Source organism: Nocardia sp. NPDC088792, from assembly GCF_044750615.1.
GTDB lineage: Bacteria > Actinomycetota > Actinomycetes > Mycobacteriales > Mycobacteriaceae > Nocardia.
The window spans coordinates 11,815-35,557 of record NZ_JBIVKC010000010.1; the positions used below are offsets into that span (position 1 = coordinate 11,815).

Sequence of the window (23,743 nt, forward strand, 5' to 3'; positions counted from 1 at the left end):
TCAGTCCTTGTCGCGAGCCATGCGGATCAGCTCCCGCACGTCCATGGTCTTGATCGCTTCTCGCCGGTCCGCCTCGACCGGCGCGGGCGCGGCGGGGGTGTCCGGTTCCGCGAGTCGCAGTAGTGCCTCCATCAGTCCGGCCTGCCGGAACCGTTCCACCGGAATCGAACTGAGCACGCGGCGCAGCCGTGCTTCCTCGGAGTCGTCGGGCGTCTCGGGGAGCAGTGCACCGTGCAGGTAGCCCGAGAGTGCGGCGGGGGTCGGGTACTCGAACACCAGGGTTGCGGGCAGCCGCAGCCCGGTCGCGCGGGTCAATCGGTTGCGCAGTTCGACCGCGGTGAGCGAGTCGAAGCCCAGGTCCCGGAAGGCTCGGGTGGCGTCGATCGCCTCGGTGCCGTGGTGGCCGAGCACGGCGGCGACCTGGGTGCGTACCAGCTCGGTCAGTTCGTGATCGCGCGCGGCCGCCGGTAGTGCGGAAAGCCGTTGCCGTAGTCCGCCTGCCGCGTCGGTATCGGGTTCGGCGACCGGGTCCGGCGTGTCGAGGATGCGCCGGACTTCGGGCAGGTCGTCGAGCAGTGGCCTGCGCCGGGCGAGGGTGAACGCGGGAACGAATCGCTCCCAGTCGATGTCGGCGACGGCGAGGAAGGTCTCGTCGTGGTCGACCGCCTGCTGCAGCGCGGTGAGCGCGAGATCCGGTGCCATGCGCAGTATTCCGCGTCGCACCAGTCGCTCGCCCATCTCCCCGTCGGCCATGCCGTCGCCGTGCCAGGAGCCCCAGGCGACCGAGGTCGCCACCTCGCCGCGGGCGCGGCGATCGAGTGCGATCGCGTCGAGGTAGGCGTTGGCCGCGGCGTAGGCGGCCTGTCCCCACGCGCCCCACACACCCGCGTTCGAGGAGTAGAACACCAGCGCGTCGAGCGAGCCGGGTTCGATCAGGGCATCGAGGTTGGCCGCGCCGAGCGATTTCGCGGCGGCGATCGCGGCGAACTCGGCCAGATCCGATTCCGCGATGGGCGCCTGGGTTCCGATGCCCGCCGCGTGCACCACGGCGGTCACGGGGAATTCGGCGAGTAGCGCGGCCAGCGCGTCGCGGTCGGCGACATCGCAGGCGGCGAGGGTGACTTCGGCGCCGAGCAGCCGCAATTCCTCGGCCAGTGCACGCGCACCCGGCGCGTCCGCGCCGCGCCTGCCGGCCAGCACCAGATGCTCGGCTCCCCCGCCGGCCAGCCGACGGGCGGCCTGCGCACCGAGTCCGCCGGTACCGCCGGTGATGAGCACGGTGCCGCGCGGCTTCCACTCCCGTGTGGGGGGTTTCTCGCCGAGCGGGGCTCGCACCATGCGACGGCCGAAGCTGCCGGCGGCGCGGACCGCGGCCTGGTCCTCGTCGTCCCAGCCCGAGAGCAGTGCAACGACATTCGATGCGGCCTGCGGGTCGAGGTCGGCGGGCAGATCGATCAGACCGCCCCACAGCTCGGGGTGCTCGAGCGCGACGATTCGGCCGAATCCCCAGGTCTGAGCCTGGGTCGGACTGGTCAGCGGCTCGGATCCGGTGATCGAGACCGCACCGCTGGTCAGCAGCCACAACGGGACGCTCACACCGGCGTCCAGCAGCGCCTGCACGAGGGTGAAGGCCGTGGCCAAACCCTGTGGCACCGCCGGATATTCGGCGCTCGGCCGTTCGTCGAACGCCGTGGTCGACAGCACGCCGGTGAGTTCGGGCAGCTGTCGCAGCCGCTCGGCGAGGCTGCCGCGGTCGGTATCGGCGGTCGCCAGCTCGACCACCTCGGCGCCATGGTCTTTCAGCATGGCGATAAGCGCACCGGTGTGCGCATCGCCGATATCGCCGGTCGGGCCGACGACCAGCCAGGTGCCCGACAGTGCGGGAGCGGGCCTGCTGGACAGCGGCTTCCAGGTGATCCGATAGCGCCAGGAGTCGATCGTGCTCCGGTCGCGGCGTTCGCGCCGCCACGCCGACAGTGCGGGCAGCGCGTCCCCGAAGGAGCGATCGGCGTCCACCCGCAGTGTCGTGGCCAGTTCGCCGAGATCGCCGCGCTCGATCGCCTCCCAGAATTCGGCGTCGTCGGCGACGGCTTCGACCGGTGCCGGGGTCAGCCAGAATCGTTGCCGCTGGAAGGGATACGTCGGCAGGTCCACCCGCCGCGCGCCGGGGAACACCTTGTCCCATCGCACCGCGACACCGCCGGCGAAGGCCTCGCCCAGCGACGTCAGGAACCGTCGCAGTCCGCCTTCGTCACGGCGCAGTGATCCGACCACGAGGACATTCTCGGCTGTCTCCTGCACCGGCACCGTCAGTACCGGGTGGGCGGTCGTCTCGATGAACACGTCGTGCCCGTCGGCGATGAGCGCCCGGGTGGCCTGTTCGAAGTGGACGGTTTCCCGCAGGTTCCGGTACCAGTACTCGCCGTCGAGTTCCGCGGTGTCCATACCCTTCCCGGTGACCGCGGAGTAGAACGGGATATCGGAGGGGCGTGGCCGCACCGGCGCCAGCAGCTCGGCCAGCTCGGCCCGGATCGCCTCGACATGCGCCGAATGTGACGCGTAGTCGACCGGAACACGCCGTGCCCGAACCCCTTCCGCCTCGCAGCGCGCGAGCAGCGCGTCCAAGGCTTCGGGATCACCGGACACCACGACCGAATTCGGTCCGTTCACCGCCGCGAGGGACAGCTTGTCCCCCAGCCGGGGGCGAATATCGTCCGCCGACAGCGATACCGACATCATGCCGCCGCGCCCGGACAGTGCGAGCAGCGCCTTGCTGCGCAAGGCCACCACCCGCGCGCCATCGAGCAGCGATAGGCCACCGGAGACGACCGCGGCCGCAATCTCACCTTGCGAATGTCCCACGACCGCAGCCGGTTCGACACCGTAAGAGCGCCACAACTCCGCAAGCGACACCATTACGGCCCACAGCGCGGGCTGCACGATATCGACCCGCTCCAGCATCGCCTCATCCGCGAGCACGTCGAGCAGGGACCAATCGGCGAATTCCGCCAGCGCCGCGCCACACTCGTTCAATCGCTCGGCGAACACCGGCGAGGATTGCGCCAACTCCAGTGCCATGCCCGGCCATTGCGATCCCTGCCCCGGGAAAACGAACACGACCTTGCCACGGTCCGCGGCCACGCCTTCGATCACACCCGCGATCGGCTCACCCGCGGCGAGCGCCGTCAGCCCGGCCGCCAATTCGCCCCGGTCACCGCCGATGACGACAGCGCGGTGGGCGTGGCGAGTCCTGGTGGTGGCCAACGAGTATCCGATGTCGGCAGCATCGGCGTCCTCGGCCAGGGCGAGCAGCCGCTCGGCCTGCACGCGCAGCGCCTGCGCGGTCCGCGCCGTGACCACCCACGGAATCATCGCGACCGGCTCGGTCATCTCCGCCGAATCGCCGGCCTGCGCCGCCTGTTCCAGGATCACGTGCGCATTGGTGCCGCTCACGCCGAACGCCGACACCCCGGCCCGGCGCGGCCGCATGAGCTGCGGCCAGTCCCGGTTCTCGGTCAGCACTTCGACCTTGCCCGCCGACCAATCCACATGCGGGGTAGGCGCGTCCACGTGCAGCGTCTTCGGCATCACCCCGTGCTGGAGCGCGAGCACGGTCTTTATCACCCCGGCCACACCGGCGGCCGTCTGCGCATGCCCGATATTGGATTTCAGCGATCCGACCAGCAGCGGCTGTTCGCGATCCTGGCCGTAGGTCGCCAGCAACGCCTGCGCCTCGATGGGGTCACCCAGCGTGGTGCCGGTGCCGTGCGCCTCGACAACGTCGACATCGGCGGAGGTCAGTCCGGCAGCGGCGAGCGCATGGCGGATAACCCGTTGCTGGGATGGACCATTCGGTGCGGTCAGCCCATTGGAGGCGCCGTCCTGGTTCACCGCCGAGCCACGCATGACCGCCAGCACCTGATGCCCGTGGCGGCGCGCATCGGACAGCCGCTCCACCAGCAGCACGCCCACGCCCTCGGCCCAGCCCGCACCGTCGGCCGCCGCGGCGAACGCCTTGCAACGCCCGTCGGCCGCGAGCCCGCCTTGGCGGCTGAACTCCATGAACATGGCGGGACTGGCCATCACCTGCGAGCCACCGACCAGCGCCAGCGAGCATTCCCCGTTGCGCAGCGCCTGACCCGCCAGGTGCAGTGCCACCAGCGATGACGAGCAGGCCGTGTCGATGGTGACGGCCGGGCCTTCCAGCCCGTAGGCGTACGACAACCGCCCTGACATGACCGCGGACATGGTGCCGGTGAGGGCGTAGCCGTCGGCGTTCTCCGCCGCGCCGAGGCCGTATCCGGAGAACGCCGACCCGATGAACACGCCGGTCTCGGTGCCGCGCAAGGACTCCGGGTCGATGCCGCCGCGTTCGAATGCCTCCCAGGAGACTTCGAGCAGCAGCCGTTGCTGCGGGTCCATCGACAGGGCCTCGCGCGGGGAGATGCCGAAGAAGCCGGGATCGAAATCGGCGGCGTTGTACAGGAATCCGCCCTCGTAGGTCGTCGCGCGACCGGGTTCGGGTTCGTAGAGGTTGTCGATATCCCAGCCGCGGTCGGCGGGGAAGGCCGATACGGCGTCGCGGCCGTCGACGACCAGGCTCCACAGGTCTTCGGGCGAGGCGACGCCGCCCGGGAAGCGACAGCTCATGGCGATGATGGCGATCGGATCGTCGTCCACGGCCGAGGTCCGGGAGGACTGTGCGGCAACGGCTCCACCGACCGTCTCCGCACGCAGGTAGCGGGCGAGCGCGGCCGGTGTCGGATAGTCGAAGACCATGGTCGCGGGCAGTTTGAGCCCGGTCTGCGCGGCGAGCCGGTTGCGGAAGTCCACCGCCATCACCGAATCGAAGCCGATTTCGCTGAAGGCCCTCGCGGGTTCCACCGCGTGTGGTCCGTCATGTCCGAGCACGGCCGCGGCATGGGTGCGAACCAGATCCAGGACCTCGCGCAGCTGATCGTCCTTCGATTTGCCGGCCAGCCGGGCCGCGAGCGCGGGCCCCTCCGGGACGACGGTCTCCTCGGCCTGCCGGATCCGGCGGACCGCACCGGTGGATGTGGGCGCGAGCCAGAACCGTTCGCGCTGGAAAGCGTAGGTGGGCAAGTCGACAGGGACGGCGCCGGGCAGGACCGGCTCCCAGCGCACGGGCACGCCGCGGACGTACGCCTCGGCCAGTGAGAGCAGCATCCGCTCCATATCGCCGGCATCACGGCGCAGCGAACCGACCACGATCGCCTCGCTGTCGGCGGCGTCGAGGGTCTCCTGGATCGCAGCCGTCAGCACGGGATGCGCGCTCGTCTCGATGAAGGCGCGGTGCCCATCGGCGATGAGGGCGCGGGTGGCCTGTTCGAAACGCACTGTCTCGCGCAGGTTCCGGTACCAGTACTCGCCGCCCAGCTCGGCGGTGTCCATCGGCTCGCCGGTGACGGCCGAGTAGAACGGGATCTGCGAGGTGCGTGGCCGCACCGGAGCCAGTAGCCGCGCCAGGTCCGCGCGGATCGCCTCCACGTGCGCGGAATGCGAGGCATAGTCGACCGGAATCCGGCGCGCGCGAACTCCTTCCGCCTCACAGCGGGCGAGCAGTGCGTCCAGGGCCTGCGGATCACCAGATACGACAAGGGAATTCGGTCCGTTCACCGCGGCCAGCGACAGCCCCTCCCCCAGCGGTCCCAGCTCCTCCACGGAGCGGGCGACCGCCACCATGCCGCCGTGTCCGGCCAGCGCACCGATCGCCTTGCTGCGCAGGGCGACGACCCGGGCGCCGTCCTCGAGGGACAAGCCGCCCGCGACCACCGCGGCGGCAATCTCACCCTGCGAATGTCCCAGCACCGCAGCGGGTTCGACGCCGAAGGAGCGCCACAGCGCCGCCAGCGACACCATGACCGCCCACAGCGCGGGCTGCACCACATCGACCCGTTCGAGTGCCGCCTCGTCGGCGAGCACCTCCGACAGTCGCCAGTCGACGAATTCCGAGAGCGCGGTGGCGCATTCGTGCAACCGCTCCGCGAACACCGGCGAGGATTGCGCCAATTCCAGTGCCATGCCCGTCCATTGCGAGCCTTGGCCGGGGAAGACGAAGGCGACGCGGCCGACGGGACTTGCGACACCTTCGACTACCTGTGTGGCGGCGCCGCCGTCGGCGAGAGTCTGCAATCGGGTCAGCAGCCCCTCCCGGTCGCCGCCGAGCACGACGGCGCGATACGGGTGCGAGGCACGCGTCTGCACCAGCGACAACGCCACTTCCGCGGCACTGTGCTCGGGCCGATCGGCGAGGTGCGCATGCAGTTTCGCGGCCTGCGCCCGCAAGGCCCGCTCGCTGCCGCCCGACAGCACCCAGGGCAGCACCGTGACGCCCTGCGCAGGCACCGGACGCGACGAGGCCGCCCCGGACAGAACCAGCTCATGCGAGGCCTCGTCGGACAGAACCTGCTCGCGAGGGATCTGCTCGCGTCGCACTTCCTCGGGCGTGGCCTGCTCGAGGATGGTGTGGACATTGGTGCCGCTGATGCCGAAGGAGGAGACCGCGGCGCGGCGTAGACGTCCGGTCTCCGGCCATGCCGTCGACTCGGTGAGCAGATCGACCGCGCCGGTGGACCAATCCACCTGCGGTGAGGGCACATCCACGTGCAGGGTCTTGGGCAGCACGCCGTGCTGCAGTGCCAGCACCATCTTCATGACCCCGGCCACGCCGGCCGCGGACTGGGTGTGGCCGATGTTCGATTTGATCGAGCCCAGTAGCAGTGGGCGTTCGCGATCCTGTCCGTAGGTTGCGAGCAGGGCCTGTGCCTCGATGGGGTCGCCCAGCGCGGTGCCGGTGCCGTGCGCTTCCACCGCATCGATGTCCGACGTCGACAGTCCGGCATTGGCCAACGCCTGCCGGATCACCCGTTGCTGGGAGGGCCCGTTCGGCGCGGTCAGGCCATTGGAGGCGCCATCCTGGTTGACGGCGCTGCCTCGCACGACCGCGAGTACCCGATGCCCGTTGCGGCGGGCGTCGGAAAGTCGTTCCAGGACGAGGATTCCGGCGCCTTCGCCCCAGCCGGTGCCGTCGGCGGCGGCCGAGAACGCCTTGCAGCGGCCGTCCGCGGCCACTCCGCGCTGGCGCGAGAATTCCACGAAGATCCCCGGTGTCGCCATGACCGTGACGCCGCCGGCCAGTGCCATCGAGCATTCGTCGCGGCGCAGGGATTCACAGGCCAGGTGCAGCGCGACCAGTGAGGACGAGCATGCGGTGTCCACCGTCATGGCGGGCCCTTCCAGGCCCAGGACGTAGGCGACGCGTCCGGAGATCACGCTGCCCGTATTGCCGGTCAGCAGATAGCCTTCGACGCCTTCCGGTGCCGCGTCGACGCCCACGCCGTAGCCGGAGGCGGCGGCGCCGATGAATACGCCGGTGCGGCTGCCGCGTAGTTCGGCTGGGGAGATGCCCGCGCGTTCGAGGACTTCCCAGGAGGTCTCGAGCAGCAGTCGCTGCTGCGGGTCCATGGCCAGGGCTTCGCGTGGGGAGATGCCGAAGAAGCTCGCGTCGAATTCGGTGGCGCTGTCGACGAATCCGCCTTCGGTCGCGCCCGCGACAGCGGCGTCGACAGTCCAGCCGCGGTCGGGCGGGAAGGCCGCGATGGCGTCGCCGCCCTCGGCGAGCAGTCGCCACAGTTCTTCGGGCGAGTTGGCGCCGCCGGGGAATCGGCAGCTCATCGCGACGATGGCGATCGGTTCGTCGGCCACGGCCACGACCGGTGCGGGGGCCACGATTTCCTTTGTCGCCCCGAACAATTCGGTGCGCAGGAACTCTGCCAAAGCCTGCGGGGTCGGATGGTCGAACACCAAGGTCGCGGGCAACCGCAGCCCGGTGTCGGCGCTCAGGCGGTTGCGCAGTTCGACCGCGGTGAGTGAGTCGAAGCCCATGTCGCCGAAGGCTCGTGCGGGTTCGACGGCTCCGGCGCCGGTGTGGCCGAGCACGGTTGCGGTGTGGCCGGTCACCAGGTCCAGCAGGGCCTGCTGCCGCTGGGATTCGGTCATGGCGTGCAGTCGCTGGGCCAGGGTTGTTCCATCCCCGGTAACGGCTCCTACGCTGCGCCGCGCGGCCGGGCGTGCCAGTCCGCGTAGCAGCGGTGGCAGCGCGTCAGGGAGCCGTGCGGTGTCCAACCGGACGGGCACCAACGCGGGCTCGCCGAGTTCGCGTGCGGTGTCGAACAATGCGAGCGCCTCGGCCGTGGACAGCGGTCGGCTGCCGGCGCGCGCCATGCGGGCCAGGTCGGCGGCGCCGAGGTGTGCGGTGATGCCGCTGCGCTGCTCCCACATTCCCCAGGCCAGTGCGAGCCCGGGCAGGCCGGTGGCCCGGCGCTGCTGGGCCAGGGCGTCCAGGAAGGCGTTGGCGGCGGCGTAGTTCGCCTGCCCCGCATTGCCGAACACCCCTGCGGCAGAGGAGAACAGCACGAACTCCGCCAGGTCCAGGTCTCGTGTCAGCTCGTGCAGGTGCCATGCCGCGTCCGCCTTCGGCTGCAATACGGCATCGAGTTGCTGCGGGCTCATCGATCCGATCAGCGTGTCCTCGACGACACCGGCGGCGTGCACGACACCGGCCAGGTCGGGGATCGTGGCCAGCAGCCCGGCCACCGCCTCGCGATCGGCGAGATCGCAAGCCACGACGGTGACTTGCGCGCCCGCCTCGCCCAGTTCGGCGATCAGTTCGGTGGGTGCGATGCCGCGGCGGCCGGTCAGGACGAGTCGGCGGACCCCGTGTGCGGTCACCAGGTGCTCGGCGATCAAGCCGCCGAGTACTCCGGTGCCACCGGTGATCAGGACCGTTCCGTTCGCGAGCGATGCGGGCACGGTCAGGACGACCTTGCCGATGTGCCGGGCCTGGCTGACGTATCGGAAGGCGTCGCGCGCCTGTCCGATATCCCAGACGGTGACCGGAAGAGGCTTCAGCGCACCGGTTTCGAACAGTTCGACCAGTGCGGCGAGCATCTGCTGAATCCGCTGCGGGCCCGCTTCGATCAGATCGAACGCCTGGTAGGAGACCCCGCTGTGCGCCGCGGCAACCTCGTCCGCATCGCGGATGTCGGTCTTGCCGATCTCGAGGAAACGTCCACCGTGAGGCAGCAGACGCAGGGTGGCGTCGACGAATTCGCGCGCCAGCGAATCGACCACCACATCGATTCCGCGGCCCTCGGTGACCGCGAGGAACTGCGCCTCGAAGTCGAGGGTGCGCGAGGAGGCGATGTGGGAGTCCTCGATTCCCAGCTCGCGCAGTGCATCCCATTTGCCGGGCCCGGCCGTGCCGAACACCTCGGCGCCCAGGTGGCGCGCCAGTTGCACGGCGGCCATCCCGACGCCGCCCGCGGCCGCATGCACGAGCACTTTGGTACCGGCCCGTATTTCCGCGAGGTCGACGAGCCCGTAGTAGGCGGTGAGGAACACCAGTGTGGTCGATGCCCCCTGCGCGAACGTCCACCCCGCGGGCAGTTTCGTGATCAGTCGCCGATCGGCCACCGTCACCGGCCCGAAGGCCCCCGACAACAGACCCATCACACGATCACCGACCGCGAGATCGGTGACCCCGGGCCCGATTTCGATCACCACGCCCGCGCCTTCGAGCCCGAGCAGTCCGGCGTCGCCCGGGTACATGCCGAGCGCATTGAGCACGTCGCGGAAGTTCAATCCCGCGGCACGTACCGCAATGCGTACCTCCCCCGCGGCCAAGGGCGTCCGCGCGGCGGGATCGGCTACCAGGACGAGGTTTTCGAGAGTCCCCTGCCCCGCGATATCGAGCCGCCACGACGACTCGCCCGCCGGCGGCACCAGTACGTCCTGACGCGCCGCGCGCGTAAGACGCGGTGCGAAAACAGCTCCGGACCGGATAGCTACTTGCGGTTCCCCCGTTTCCGGCAGCGTCTGCACAATGACATCGCGTGCATTTGCCGCAATGGCATCGTGCGCATTCTGCGAAATGGCATCGCGTGCAGTGGATTCCTCCAGGTCGGCGAGCATGATCCGGCCGGGGTTCTCGGCCTGTGCCGCCCGCACCAGACCCCAGACCGCGGCGTGCGCGAGATCTGTGACCTGTTCGCCTGCTCGGGCTGCCATCGCGCCGCGAGTCAGCACGATGAGCCGGGCGTTCTCGGGCCGATCCTCGCCCAGCCAGCGCTGCATGGCTTCCAGCGTCCGTTGTGTCGCGGCATGTACGGCCTCGACGACCCCGTCCACTGTCGGGGGGCATTCGAACACGGTGATGTCGTAGTCCGAATTCGCGTGCGGGACGGGCACAGCGGTCCACTCGACTCGGAACAGCGCATCACGGTGCGGGGTCCGGCCGAGCTGTCCGGTGTCGACCGGGCGCACCGTCAGCGACTCGACGAAGGCCACCGGGTGGCCGGCCGCGTCGAACACGCGCAGCGACACCGCATCCCGTCCGGCGGGGGCGATGATCACCCGCAGCACGGTGGCCTCGGTGGCGTACAGGGACACTCCGGACCAGACGAACGGCAGGTGCGCGACGTCTTCGCGTTCGACGAATCCGCCGAGCGCGCTGGCATGCAATGCGGCATCCAGCAATGCGGGATGCATCCCGAAACCGGTGGCTTCGCCGACCGGCAGGGCCACCTCCGCGAATACCTCCGCGCCGACGCGCCAGGCTCCGCGCAATCCGCGGAACGCCGGACCGTAGCTCAGGCCCGCGTCGGCGAACGACGCATAGAGTTCGTCGATATCCGCGCCGTTCGCGGCGGGTGGCCAGTCTTGTTCGGTGCCTGCCGGCGGTGCCGGTTCGGCTTCGGGGGCAACGGTTCCGGCGGCGTGCCGGGTCCATGCGCCGTCGTCCTGGCGGGAGTACACCGACAGCGCGCGGTAGCCGGATTCGTCTGCGGCGCCGACGAGTACTTGCAACAGGATCTGCTCGCCCTCGGGCAGGACGAGCGGGGTCGCGAGGGTCAGTTCCGCGACGCGCGGACAGCCGAGCCGGTCCCCGGCGTGCAGGGCCAGTTCGAGGAATCCGGTGCCCGGGAAGACCACTGCCCCACCGACGACATGGTCGGCCAGCCACGGATGGGTGGCCGTGGACAGGCGGGCGGTGAACACCGCGCCGTCCGCGTCGGCCGGTTCGACGACCGCACCCAGCAAGGGGTGTTCCGGCGAGGTCAGTCCGGCCGCGGCGACATCGCCGGGCGCGAGGGTGGGCCAGTAGCGTTCGCGTTGGAAGGCGTAGGTGGGCAGGTCGATTCGCCGGGGATCGGGCACCGTGTGCAGCGCGGCCCAGTTCACCGGTACGCCGGTGACGTACAGCTGGGCGAGGCCGGTGAGGAGCGCTGATTGCTCGTCGCGATCCTTACGCAGCGCCGGGAGCGCGGGCACCTGCGTGGTTTCTTGCGCCATCGCGCACAGCACGCCGTCGGGGCCGAGCTCGAGCATGGCGCACACGCCTGCCTCGGCCAGGGTCTGTATGCCGTCGGCGAAGCGGACCGCCTCGCGCACGTGGCGGACCCAGTAGTCGGCGTCGAAGGACTCGATCACCGCGCCGGTCAGGTTGGACACCACCGGGATTCGCGGCACCGCATAGGTCAGGCCCGCAGCGACCTCGCGGAACTCGTCGAGCATCGGATCCATGCGCGGCGAGTGGAAGGCATGGCTCACCCGCAGGCGGGTGCTCTTGCGGTCGGCGAACCGTGCCACGACTTCCTCGACCGCGTCCTGGTCACCGGAGACGACCACCGAATTCGGCCCGTTGATCGCGGCGATGTTCACCCGCTGCGAAAGCACGGGCAGGACTTCGGCTTCGCTCGCCCGGATCGCGACCATCGCGCCACCGGCGGGCAGGTTCTGCATCAGCCTGCCGCGCACGGCGACCAGTGTGCAGGCATCGGCGAGGGACAGCACACCGGCGACATGGGCGGCGGCGAGTTCGCCGATGGAGTGTCCGGCGACGAAGTCCGGTGTGACGCCCCAGGATTCCAGCAGCCGGAACAGTGCGACCTCGACGGCGAACAGTGCGGGCTGGGTGTAGCCGGTCTGCTCGAGCAGGTCGGGTTCGGTCCGGATCACCTCGCGCAGCGGACGATCGAGGCCGGTATCGAACAGCGCGCAGATCTCGTCGAAGGCGGCGGCGAAGGCCGGGAATCGTTCGTAGAGTTCGTGACCCATGCCCGCGCGCTGTGCGCCCTGACCCGAGAACAAGAATGCCGAGGGTCCTTCCAGGGCGGTACCCCGGGCGATCTCCGACACCCCGTCGCTGCCGGCCAGTAGCACGGCGCGATGCGGGAACTGCGTGCGCTGCGACAACGTGTGCGCGATGTCGAAGGGCGACAGCGCGGCTCGCTGCGCCACGAAGGTCCGCAGCCGAGTCACCTGTTCCTGCAGCGCCTTCGGGCTCTTGGCCGACACCACCCACGGCACATCGGCGGCCGGGATGTCACGCGGGGGCTGATAGGTCTCGGGGAACTGTTCGAGGATGACGTGGGCGTTGGTGCCGCTGATGCCGAAGGAGGAGACACCGCCCCGGCGCGCCCGGTCGGTGGCGGGCCAGGCGCTCTGCTCGGTGAGCAGCTCCACCGCCCCCGCCGACCAGTCCACATGTGTCGAAGGCTGGTCCACGTGCAGGGTTTTCGGCAGCAGCCCGTGGCGCAGGGCCATGACCATCTTGATCACGCCGGCCACGCCCGCGGCGGCCTGGGTGTGGCCCAGGTTCGATTTGATCGAGCCCAGCCGCAGGGGACGCTCGCGATCCTGACCGTAGGTGGCCAGCAGCGCCTGCGCCTCGATGGGGTCGCCCAGCACGGTGCCGGTGCCGTGCGCCTCCACCGCGTCGACCTCGCCGGCGGTCAGGCCGGCGGCGGCCAGCGCCTGGCGGATCACGCGCTGCTGGGACGGCCCGTTGGGGGCGGTCAGACCGTTGGACGCGCCGTCCTGATTGACCGCCGAGCCGCGCACGACCGCGAGGATCCGGTGCCCGTTTCGTTGTGCGTCGGAGAGCCTTTCGAGCAGCAGCATGCCGACGCCCTCGGACCAGCCGGTGCCGTCGGCGGCCTCGGCGAAGGCCTTGCAGCGGCCGTCGGGGGCCAGCCCGCCCTGCCGGGAGAATTCGACGAACCCGGTCGGAGTCGACATCACCGTCACGCCACCGGCCAGGGCGAGCTCGCATTCACCCGAGCGCAGGGCCTGCCCGGCCAAATGCAGGGCCACCAGCGACGAGGAGCACGCGGTATCGACGGTGACGGCGGGACCTTCGAGCCCGAAGGCATAGGAGATGCGGCCCGAGAGCACGCTGGCCGTGAGACCGGTGGCGACATAGCCTTCCAGGTCTTCGCGTGCGTTGGACACCACGCCGACGTAGTCCTGGCCGTTGGTGCCCGCGTACACCCCGACGCGGCCGCGGCGCAGCGAGTCCGGGTCGATGCCGGCGCGTTCGAAGGTCTCCCACGTGGTTTCCAGCAGCAGCCGTTGCTGGGGGTCCATCGCGAGGGCTTCGCGCGGGGAGATGCCGAAGAAGTCGGCATCGAATTCCGTTGCGCCGTCCAGGAATGCGCCCGCGCGGGTGGCGAGGCGGCCGGCGGCGGACAGTCCGGTGATGTCCCATCCGCGGTCGGCGGGGAATTCGGAGACGGTGTCGCGGCCGGAGAGCAGCAGCTCCCACAGGTCTTCGGGGGATCCGATCCCGCCGGGGAAGCGGCAGGCCATGGCGATGATGGCGATGGGTTCCTCGGTGGCGGCCGGTGCGGGCCGATCCGTTGTTTCGGCGGTGCCGCCGAGGAATTCGGCCAGGGCGCGCGGGGTCGGGTAGTCGAAGACCGCGGTCGCCGACAGTCGTTGCCCGGTCGCGGCGACCAGTCGATTGCGCAGGTCGACCGAGGTCACCGAGTCGAATCCGAGGTCCTTGAACGCCTTTGCGGCCGGGATCGATTCGGCATCGGGGTAGCCGAGGACCGCCGCGACCTGCCGGCGGACCAGGTGCAGCAGTGATTGCGTCCCGAGCTGCGGCGCGGCGGCGGGTGCGGGGGTCGCGGCCGGGATGAGGTCGGCGAGCAGCGGGCTGGGCCGGGTGGCGGTGAACGCGACACCGAAACGGGCCCAGTCGATCTCGGCGACGGTCAGGGCGGTCTCACCGGCTTCGAGGGCTTGACGCAGGGCCGTGACGGCGAGTTCCGGGGAGATCTCGGGCACTCCGTGGCGGCGGGCGGTCTCGCCGATTCCGCTCTCGGCCATGCCGTCACCCGCCCAGGGTCCCCAGGCGATCGCGGTCGCCTGCAGGCCCAGCGAGCGGCGGTACTCCGCGAGGGCGTCCAGGTAGGCGTTGCCGGGTGCGTAGTTGCCCTGTCCGGGCGTCCCGACGACCCCGGCCAGGGACGAGAACAGCACGAAGGCAGACAGATTCCGCTCGGCGGTGAGTTCGTGCAGATCCCAGGCGGCCTGTGCCTTCACCCGCAGCACCCGGTCGGCCTGTTCGACGGTCAGGGCGTCGACCACGCCGTCGTCGAGCACCGCCGCGGTGTGCACCACCGCGTTCAGTGCGGGCAGTGTGGCGATCAGTTCGGCCAGTGCGGCACGGTCGGTCACGTCACACGCGAGCACGCGCACCTCGGCGCCCAGCGCGCGCAGTTCGGCCTCGAGTTCCGCGGCGCCGGGGGCTGCGGGTCCGCGTCGGCTCACCAGCACGATCTGTTCGGCGCCGTCGGCTGCCAGCCATCGGGCGGTGTGCGCGCCGAGTGCGCCGGTGCCGCCGGTCACCAGTACGGTTCCCGACGGTGTCCAGCCGTGAGAGCTGTTGGTGTCCAGGGCTGCCCGGGCCAGTCGGCGGCCGAGCACTCCGTTCGGTCGGACCGCGACCTGATCCTCGGACCCGCCGAGAACGTTGATCAGCCGGTCCACCGCGACCGTATCGAGGTGTTCGGGCAGATCCACCAGGCCGCCCCAGCGGTCCGGAAGTTCCAGTGCCGCAACCCGGCCCAGGCCCCACACCAGGGCCTGTTCCGGTCGCACCGTCTCCCCGGCGACGGCCACCGCGCCACGCGTCGCGCACCACAGCGGCGCGTCGATACCGGCCGCGCCCAGCGCGTGCACCAGCGTCAAGGTCATCGCGTAGCCGCGCGGTACTGCCGGATGATCCTGATGCGGGCTCGAATCCAGGGCCAGTAGCGACAGCACCGCGTCGACGCGGCCGATGCCGGAGAGCTTGTCGGTCACGGCGACCGCATCGTCGCCGGGCGCGAGACGCACGAGCACGACTCCGCGTTCGGACAGCGCATCGGTGAGTCCGGCGGCCGCCGCCCCGCCTTCGGACTCGGACGGCGGCGCGATCACCAGTAGGCTTCCCGCCCATGCCGACGCGGTATCGGGTACCGCCCGCCAGTCGATCCGATAGCGTTGCGCGTCCGCACCTCGATCGGCGGTCGGCTGTGCCAGCCAATATCGTTGCCGCTCGAACGGATACGTGGGCAGTTCCACCCGGCCGGTGCCGGGGAACAGCGCGGCCCAGTCGATCGGTACGCCACCGGCGAAGACCTCGCCCAATGCGGTGAGGAATCGCCGCAGATCGCCTTCGTCGCGGCGCAGCGAGCCGACGACGACCGCGTCCTCGGCCGCCTCCTGCAGCGGCGCGGTCAGTACCGGGTGCGCACTGGACTCGATGAACACCCGGTATCCGTCGGCGATCAATGCCTGTGTGGCGCGGTCGAATCGGACGGTTTGGCGGGTGTTGCGGTACCAGTACTCGGCGTCCATCTCGGTGGTGTCGAGCAGTGTGCCGGTGACCGTGGAATAGAGCGGGATCGTGCTCGGGCGCGGCTGCACCGGCGCCAGCCGGGTGGTCAGCTCTGCGCGCAGGGTATCGATCTGCGCCGAGTGCGCCGCATAGTCGACCGGGATGCGCCGGGCCCGAACGCCTTCGGCCTCACATCGCGTCAGCAGGGCGTCCAGGGCTTCGGGGGTTCCGGAGAGCACGACCGTGCCGGGGCCGTTCACCGCCGCCAGCGACAGGCCCGCGCCCAGCGGTCCCAGCTCGTCCGCGGCGCGGGCCACCGAGACCATTCCGCCCTTGCCCGACAGCGCCGCGAGCGCCTGCCCGCGCAGGGCCACCACGCGTGCGCCGTCGTCGAGGGTCAGCGCGCCCGCCACCACCGCGGCGGCGATCTCGCCTTGCGAATGTCCCACCACCGCAGCCGGTTCCACGCCGTGGGAGCGCCACAGCGCCGCGAGCGAGACCGCCACCGCCCACAGCGCCGCCTGCACCACGTCCACGCGTTCGAGCATCGCCGCGTCGCCGAGCACCTCGGGCAGCCGCCAGTCGACGAACGGCTCCAGTGCCCGCCCGCATTCGGCCAGCCGCTCCGCGAACACCGGTGCGGCGTCGGCCAATTCGAGCGCCATACCGGTCCACTGTGAGCCCTGACCGGGGAATACGAACACGACCTTGCCGCCGTCTGCGTGTACGCCCGGGCCCGTGGTGCCGTCGGCCACCGCCTGCAGCGCGGTCAGCAGCTCGTCACGATTCGCGCCCACGACCACCGCGCGACTGTCCAGCACCGACCGCGCAGTCAGCGCACGCCCGATGTCGACAGGGTCCAGATCCGGTGCGCCCGAGGCAAATACGCGCAGGTTCTCGGCCTGCGCGCGTAGCGCCGTCGCGGTCTTCGCCGACAGCACCCACGGCACGATCCCCGATGCGGGGCTCGGTGCGTGCGGCGCAGCCGGTTCCGGGTCGGCGGCCTGCTCGAGGATCACATGCGCATTGGTCCCGCTGACCCCGAAGGCCGAGATCCCGGCGCGGCGCGGCTCGTCGCGCTGGGGCCAGTCGCGGTTCTCGGTCAGCAGCTCGACGGCTCCGGCCGACCAATCCACCTGCGGCGAGGGTTCATCCACGTGCAGGGTCTTCGGCAGCACACCGTGGCGGATGGCCTGCACCATCTTGATCACGCCGGCGACGCCCGCCGCCGCTTGGGTGTGGCCGATATTCGACTTCAGCGAGCCCAGCCACAGGGGCCGATCGCGGTCGTGCCCGTAGGTCGCGAGCAGCGCCTGCGCCTCGATCGGGTCGCCCAGGGTGGTGCCGGTGCCGTGGGCCTCCACCGCGTCCACGTCCGCGGCCGACAGCCGGGCATTGGCCAGTGCGGTGCGGATGACTCGTTGCTGGGAGGGCCCGTTCGGTGCGGTCAGGCCATTCGACGCACCGTCCTGGTTGACCGCGGTGCCGCGTACGACCGCCAGCACCGGATGTCCGTTGCGCTGGGCGTCGGACAGCCGTTCGACCAGTAGCACGCCCGCGCCCTCGGCCCAGCCGGTCCCGTCCGCGGTCGCGGCGAACGCCTTGCAGCGCCCGTCCGCCGCGAGTCCGCCCTGGCGGGCGAACTCGGCGAACATCGCGGGGGTCGGCATGACCGTCACGCCGCCCACCAGCGCCAGCGAGGATTCGCCTTGCCGCAGTGAGTGACCGGCCAGATGCAAGGCCACCAGCGAGGAGGAACAGGCCGTGTCGATGGTGAGCGCGGGGCCTTCGAACCCGAAGACGTAGGAGATCCGCCCGGACAGCACGCTGGTCGCTCCGCCGGTGAGCGCGAATCCCGCGGTCTGTTCGGCTTCGGCGTACGCGCCGTATCCGGAGGCCGCCGCGCCCGCGAACACCCCGACCTGGCTGCCGCGCAGGGCGGCCGCGTCGATTCCGGCCCGCTCGAGGGCCTCCCACGCGAGCTCGAGCAGCAGGCGCTGCTGCGGGTCCATCGCGAGCGCCTCACGCGGGGAGATCCCGAAGAACGCCGCGTCGAATTCCGGTGCGTCGTAGAGGAATCCGCCGCGGCGCGGATAGCTCGGGTCGACCGGCCAGCCGCGGTCGGGCGGGAAGTCGCCGATGGCGTCCACGCCGTGTGCGGCCACTCGCCACAGGTCCTCGGGCGAGCGCACGCCGCCCGGGAAGCGGCAGCTCATGCCGATGATGGCGATCGGCTCCTGCTCCCGCGACTCGGCTTCGATGAGCCGCTGGCGGGTCTGCTGCAGATCCGCGGCGACCCTTTTGAGGTAGTCGCGGAGTTTGGCCTCGTTGCTGGTCTGCGCATTGCTCATCAAGACACCTGTAGGTCGTTGTCGATGAAGTCGAAAAGCTCGTCGTCGGTATCGGCGTCGATGCCGGGACCGGATTCGGCGGGCGCTTGCGCGCCACCCCATTTCACGAGCAGGGATTGCAGCCGGACGGTGATCTGGGCCCGCTCGGACTCGGAGGTCTCGAGGGCGGACAGCAGCTCGCCGAGCCGATCCATCTCGCGCAGCGCCACTGTCGCGGATGCGCCGCCGTCGGGGGCGAGCTCGGCACGCAGCAGGGCCGCTACCGCCGGTGCGGTCGGATGGTCGAATACCAGGGTCGCGGGCAGCCGTAAGCCGGTTGCCGCACCGAGGCGGTTGCGAAGTTCCACGGCGGTCAGTGAATCGAAGCCCAGGTCGCGGAACGAGCGATCCCGATCCACCGCGTCCGGGCTCGCGTAGCCGAGGACCGCGGCCATGTGGGTGGCTACGAGGTCGGTCAGGGTCCGTTCGGCATCGGCGGCCGATAGTCCGATCAGCTTGTCCCGCAGCGATTCCGCCGCCCCGGTCCCCGCCTCGGCGATCCGGCGTGCCGGAGTGCGGAACAGACCGCGCAGCAATGGATGTGGCTCGCCCTGTGTGCGCAGCGCGGCCGTATCCAGGTGCATCGGCGCCACGGCGGCGTGCCCGGATTGCCGCGCCGTGTCGAACAGGGCCAGTCCGTCGGTGGCGGACAGGGCGCGGATTCCGCCGCGCGACATGCGTTTGCGGTCGGCCTCGCCGAGCTCGCCGGTGATGGCGCTGCGCGCGTCCCACAGCCCCCATGCCAGCGAGGTGCCCGCCAGTCCCGCGGCCGCACGCTGCTGGGCCAGTGCGTCGAGGTAGGCGTTGGCCGCGGCGTAGTTGGCCTGTCCGGGGCCGCCGAAGAGTCCGGAGGCCGAGGAGTAGAGCACGAACTCGGCCAGGTCCAGGTGCCCGGTTTCCGCGTGCAGGTTCCAGGCGGCGTCGACCTTGGGCCGCAGCACGGTGTCGATCCGGTCGGGGGTCAGTGCCTCGAGCACCCCGTCGTCGATGACGCCGGCCGCGTGCACCACGCCGGTGAGCGGGTGATCGGCGGGAATCCCGGCGAGCAACCCACGCAGGGCCGCGCGGTCGGCGATATCGCAGGCCGCCGTGGTCACGTGCGCGCCGAGTGCGGTCAGCTCGGCCGCCGGCTCGGGTGCGGCGCCCCGGCGACTGGTCAGCAGCAGATGACGAATCCCGTGCTCGCTGACCAGATGCCGGGCCACCAGTCCGCCGAGGGTGCCGGTCGCGCCGGTGATCAGCACCGTTCCGTGCGGGTCCAGGGTGGCGGGGACGGTGAGGACGACCTTGCCGATATGGCGGGCGCGGCTGACGAACCGGAACGCCTCGGGTGCTTGCCTGACATCCCAGGTGGCGATCGGCAGCGGCTGCAGCACACCGGATTCGAACAGCCGCATCAGCTCGTGCAGCAGTTGCCGGATGCGGTCGGGGCCCGCGTCGAACAGTTCGAAGGACCGATAGTCCACCCCGGGATGGTTCGCCGCGACCTGCGCGGGATCGCGCACGTCGGTCTTGCCCATCTCGATGAACCGGCCACCGCGCGGCAGCAGGCGCAGCGAGGCGTCGACGAAGTCGCCGGCCAGCGCGTCGAGCACCACATCGACGCCGTGACCGTGTGTGCGCGTGAGGAATTCGTCGGCGAAGTCGAGACTGCGGGAGGAGGCGATGCGCTCATCGGTCAGTCCTCGGGCGCGCAGCGCATCCTGTTTCGGCGGACTCGCGGTGGCGAACACCTCCGCACCCCAATGCCGAGCCAGCTGTACAGCGGCCATGCCGACCCCGCCCGCGGCGGCGTGCACCAGCAGCGACTCACCCGCCTTCAGGTTCGCGAGATCACGCAGGGCGTAGTAGGCGGTGAGGAATACCACCGGCGCCGAGGCGCCTCGAGTGAACGACCAGCCGCTGGGCAGCTTCACGATCACCCGTTCGTCCGCGACCACGGTCGGGCCGAATGCCCAGGGAAGCAGCCCCAGCACGCGATCGCCGACAGCGAAATCGGTGACGCCGGAACCTACTTCGGTCACGATCCCGGCGCCTTCGACCCCGAGCGGTCCGGCGTCGCCGGGATACATGCCCAGGGCATTGAGGACGTCACGGAAATTCACACCGGCCGCGCGGACCGCGATGCGCACCTCGCCCGATTCCAGCGGCCGGGTCGCCTGCGGATGCGGCAACAATGCGAGGTTCTCCAGCGTGCCCTTGCCTGTACTGTCCAGCCGCCACGCGCGAACATCCTCGGGCGGGGTGAGAGTGCCGGTCGCCCTGGCCAATCGCGGTGTGAATACCGTCCCGGCGCGCACGGCGACCTGCGGTTCACCGCTGGCCAGGGCGACATCCAGGTCGGCGGGCGACTCCACATCGGCCAGCACGAACCTTCCCGGATGCTCGGACTGGGCCGAGCGCACCAGCCCCCACACCGCGGCTCCCGCGAGGTCGGCGGGGCGCTCGCCCGGTGCGGCGGCCACGGCATGGCGGGTCATCACCGCGAGCCGGGAGGCGGCGAATCGGTCGTCGGCGAGCCAGGATTGGAGCAGACCCAGCATCCGATGGGTGGCGGCGCGCACCGCGTCGGGGGTCTCCCCCGGCTCGGTGGCCACCACTACGACCTCCGGTACGGGATCCAGTGATTCCAATGCGGTCTCACCCAGTGCGACCCGATCTCCCGTCCACACACCGGGTTCGGCGACGCTCACCCAGTCGAGCTGCCACAGCGAATCACCGTGGCGGGGTTGACCGATTTGTTCCGGCGCCGCTGCTCGCAATACCAGCGAGTCGACCGACGCGACCGGCTTGCCGGTGCCGTCGGCCACCTGCAGTCCCAGGGTGTCCGGACCGGATCGGGTCAGGCGGACCCGCAGGGACTGTGCACCACCGGCATACAGGGAGATCCCGGTCCACGAGAACGGCAGCGCGCCGGTGTCTCCGGCGTCGTCGGCGAGGCCCAGCGCGTGCAGTGCCGAGTCCAGCAGGGCGGGGTGGATGCCGAATGCCTCGTCGTGGAAGTCCTGCGGGAGTTCGACTTCGGCGAAGATCTCGGCGCCGAGTTGCCAGGCCCTGCGCAAGCCCTGGAAGGAGGGGCCGTAGGCGAAGCCGCGTTCGGCGAACAGGTCGTAGCAGCCCGCCACGGCCAGCGCGTGCGCGCCCTCGGGCGGCCATACGCTGAGGTCGAAATCGGCTGTGCGGCTTTCGGCGCCGAGCATGCCGGTGGCATGGCGAGTCCATTCGGTCGAGCCGTCCACGGTGGAGTGGATCGACAGTGCGCGCCGGCCTTCCTCGTCCGCGGCGGCGACCGCGACCTGCAGTTGCACTCCCCCGCGTTCGGGCAGCAGCAGCGGGGCGGCGAGGGTGAGATCCTCGACGACCGGGCAGCCGACCTGATCGCCGGCGCGGATCGCCAACTCCACCAGCGCGGTTCCGGGCACCAGCACCGCGCCGAGCACCGCATGATCGGCCAGCCAGGGGTGGGTGTCCAGCGCGAGTCTGCCCGTCAGCAGCACGCCATCGGATTCGGGCAGCGCCACTGCTGCGCCGAGCAGTGGATGATCCGCCGCATCCAGGCCGGCGGCGGTGACGTCACCGGTGAGCGCGGCCTGCTTCGGCCAATAGTGCCGATGCTGGAAGGCATAGGTCGGCAGTTCCACCTGCCGGGCCGCGGGGAAGACAGTCGGCCAGTCCGCGCCGATGCCCCGCGCCACCAATCGTCCCAGCGCCGATATCGCGGCTTCGCTCTCGGGGCGGGCCTTGCGCAGCATCGGCACGAATGCGTTGCCGGGCAACAGGTCCGGGGCCGTGTCGGTGAGGCTGTCCGGGCCCAGCGCCGCGAGCGTGCCGTCCGGGCCGAGCTCGAGGAAGGTCCGTACGCCCTGCTCGGCCAGATATCGCACGCCGTCGGCGAATCGCACCGTCTCGCGGACGTGGCGCACCCAGTAGTCGGCGTCATAGCCGGAGACCGGGTGACCGGTCACGTTGGACACCACGGGGATTCGAGGCGGCGCATAGGTCAGTCCGGCTGCGATCCGCCGGAACTCGTCGAGCATGGGCTCCATGCGCGCCGAGTGGAAGGCGTGGGATACCTTCAGCCGCTTGGTTTTCCGCTCGCCGACCGCCGCTAGTACGGCGTCTTCGTCGCCGGACAGCACGATGGCGTTCGGCCCGTTGATCGCCGCGATGCTCACCGCGTCGGTGAGCGCCGGGCGGATCTCGGTCTCCGACGCCTGCACCGCGACCATCACGCCCCCGGCGGGCAGCGCCTGCATCAAGCGGCCCCGGGCGCGCACGAGGACGCACGCGTCCGCGAGTGACAGCGCACCGGCGACGTGTGCGGCGGCGATCTCCCCGATGGAATGCCCGAGCAGTAGATCCGGCCGCAGCCCCCAACTCTCCGCCAGCCGGAACAAGGCCACCTCGACCGCGAACAACCCGGTCTGGGTGTACTCGGTGCGATTCACCTGTTCGGGATCCTCACCCCAGACCACCTCGCGGACCGGCATTTCCAACCCAGCGCAGACCTCGTCGAAGGCCGCAGCGAAGACGGGGAATGCCTCGTACAGTTCGCGGCCCATTCCCAGTCGCTGTGCGCCCTGGCCCGAGAACAGGAACGCCAGTTTGCCTTTGACCACCGACCCGGTGATCGCGGGCGCGTCCAGCCCGGCGAGTAGTTCCTCGCGGGTGCGACCGATCACGACTGCGCGATGGCGGTGCGCGGTGCGTGTCGTCGCCAGTGACCATCCGATATCGGCCGGTTCCACCTCGGGCCGCGACCGCACGTACTCACTCAGCCGCGCCAGCTGCTGCCCCAGTGCCGCCTCGGACTTGGCCGAAACGATCCACGGCACCGGGGTTTTCGCTACCGGCCCGGATTCACGATCGGCGGGGTACTCCTCGAGGACGAGATGGGCATTGGTGCCGCTCACGCCGAAGGAGGAGATGCCCGCCCGCCGCGGACGATCCTCGGCGGCGGTCCATTCCCGCGCCTCGGTCAGCAGCGAGACCGCGCCCGCGGTCCAATCCACATGCGGGGAGGGCGCATCCACGTGCAGCGTCGGCGGCAGCACGCCGTGGCGCATGGCCTGGACCATCTTGATCACCCCGGCCACCCCCGCGGCAGCCTGGGTATGACCGATATTCGATTTGATCGACCCCAGCCACAGTGGCCGCTCGCGGTCCTGCCCATAGGTCGCCAGCAGCGCCTGCGCCTCGATCGGATCACCGAGCGTGGTGCCGGTGCCGTGTCCTTCGACCGCGTCCACCTCGGCGCTCGACAGGCCGGCATCGGCCAGCGCCTGGCGGATGACCCGTTGCTGCGCAGGCCCGTTCGGTGCGGTCAGCCCATTGGAGGCACCGTCCTGATTGATCGCCGATCCACGCAGCACGGCCAGGATCGGATGCCCGTTGCGGCGGGCGTCGGAGAGCCGCTCGACCACCAGCATGCCCGCGCCCTCACCCCAGCCGGTCCCATCCGCGGCCGCGGAGAACGCCTTGCACCGCCCGTCCGCGGACAGTCCGCGCTGGCGGGAGAATCCGATGAACACCCCCGGCGTCGACATCACGGTCACGCCGCCGGCCAAGGCCAGTGAGCATTCGCCCGACCGCAGCGACCGTGCCGCCCAATGCAATGCGACCAGTGAGGAGGAGCACGCGGTGTCGACGGTGATCGCCGGTC

The 23,743-nt window shown here is 70.7% G+C and carries 2 protein-coding genes (1 of these 2 cut by a window edge); both read right to left on the reverse strand.

The window, feature by feature from the left end; translation table 11 throughout:
• Positions 1-18,042 carry a type I polyketide synthase gene (locus tag ACIP5Y_RS46865; protein WP_400360314.1) on the reverse strand — a complete coding sequence of 6,014 codons (18,042 nt, stop codon included), beginning with the start codon at positions 18,040-18,042 and terminating at the stop codon, positions 1-3.
• Positions 18,042-23,743: the 3' portion of an SDR family NAD(P)-dependent oxidoreductase gene (locus ACIP5Y_RS46870; RefSeq protein WP_400360315.1), read on the reverse strand. Its footprint extends 5,551 nt past the window's final position; the window shows 5,702 of its 11,253 coding nt (coding positions 5,552-11,253); its start codon lies off the right edge, out of view; it ends in the stop codon at positions 18,042-18,044. The genes ACIP5Y_RS46865 and ACIP5Y_RS46870 overlap by 1 nt, the downstream gene beginning before the upstream one ends.

Bases quoted from the DNA above. Each gene is read 5' to 3' on its own strand.
- ACIP5Y_RS46865 (WP_400360314.1), bottom strand. From the start codon at position 18,042: ATGAGCAATGCGCAGACCAGCAACGAGGCCAAACTCCGCGACTACCTC.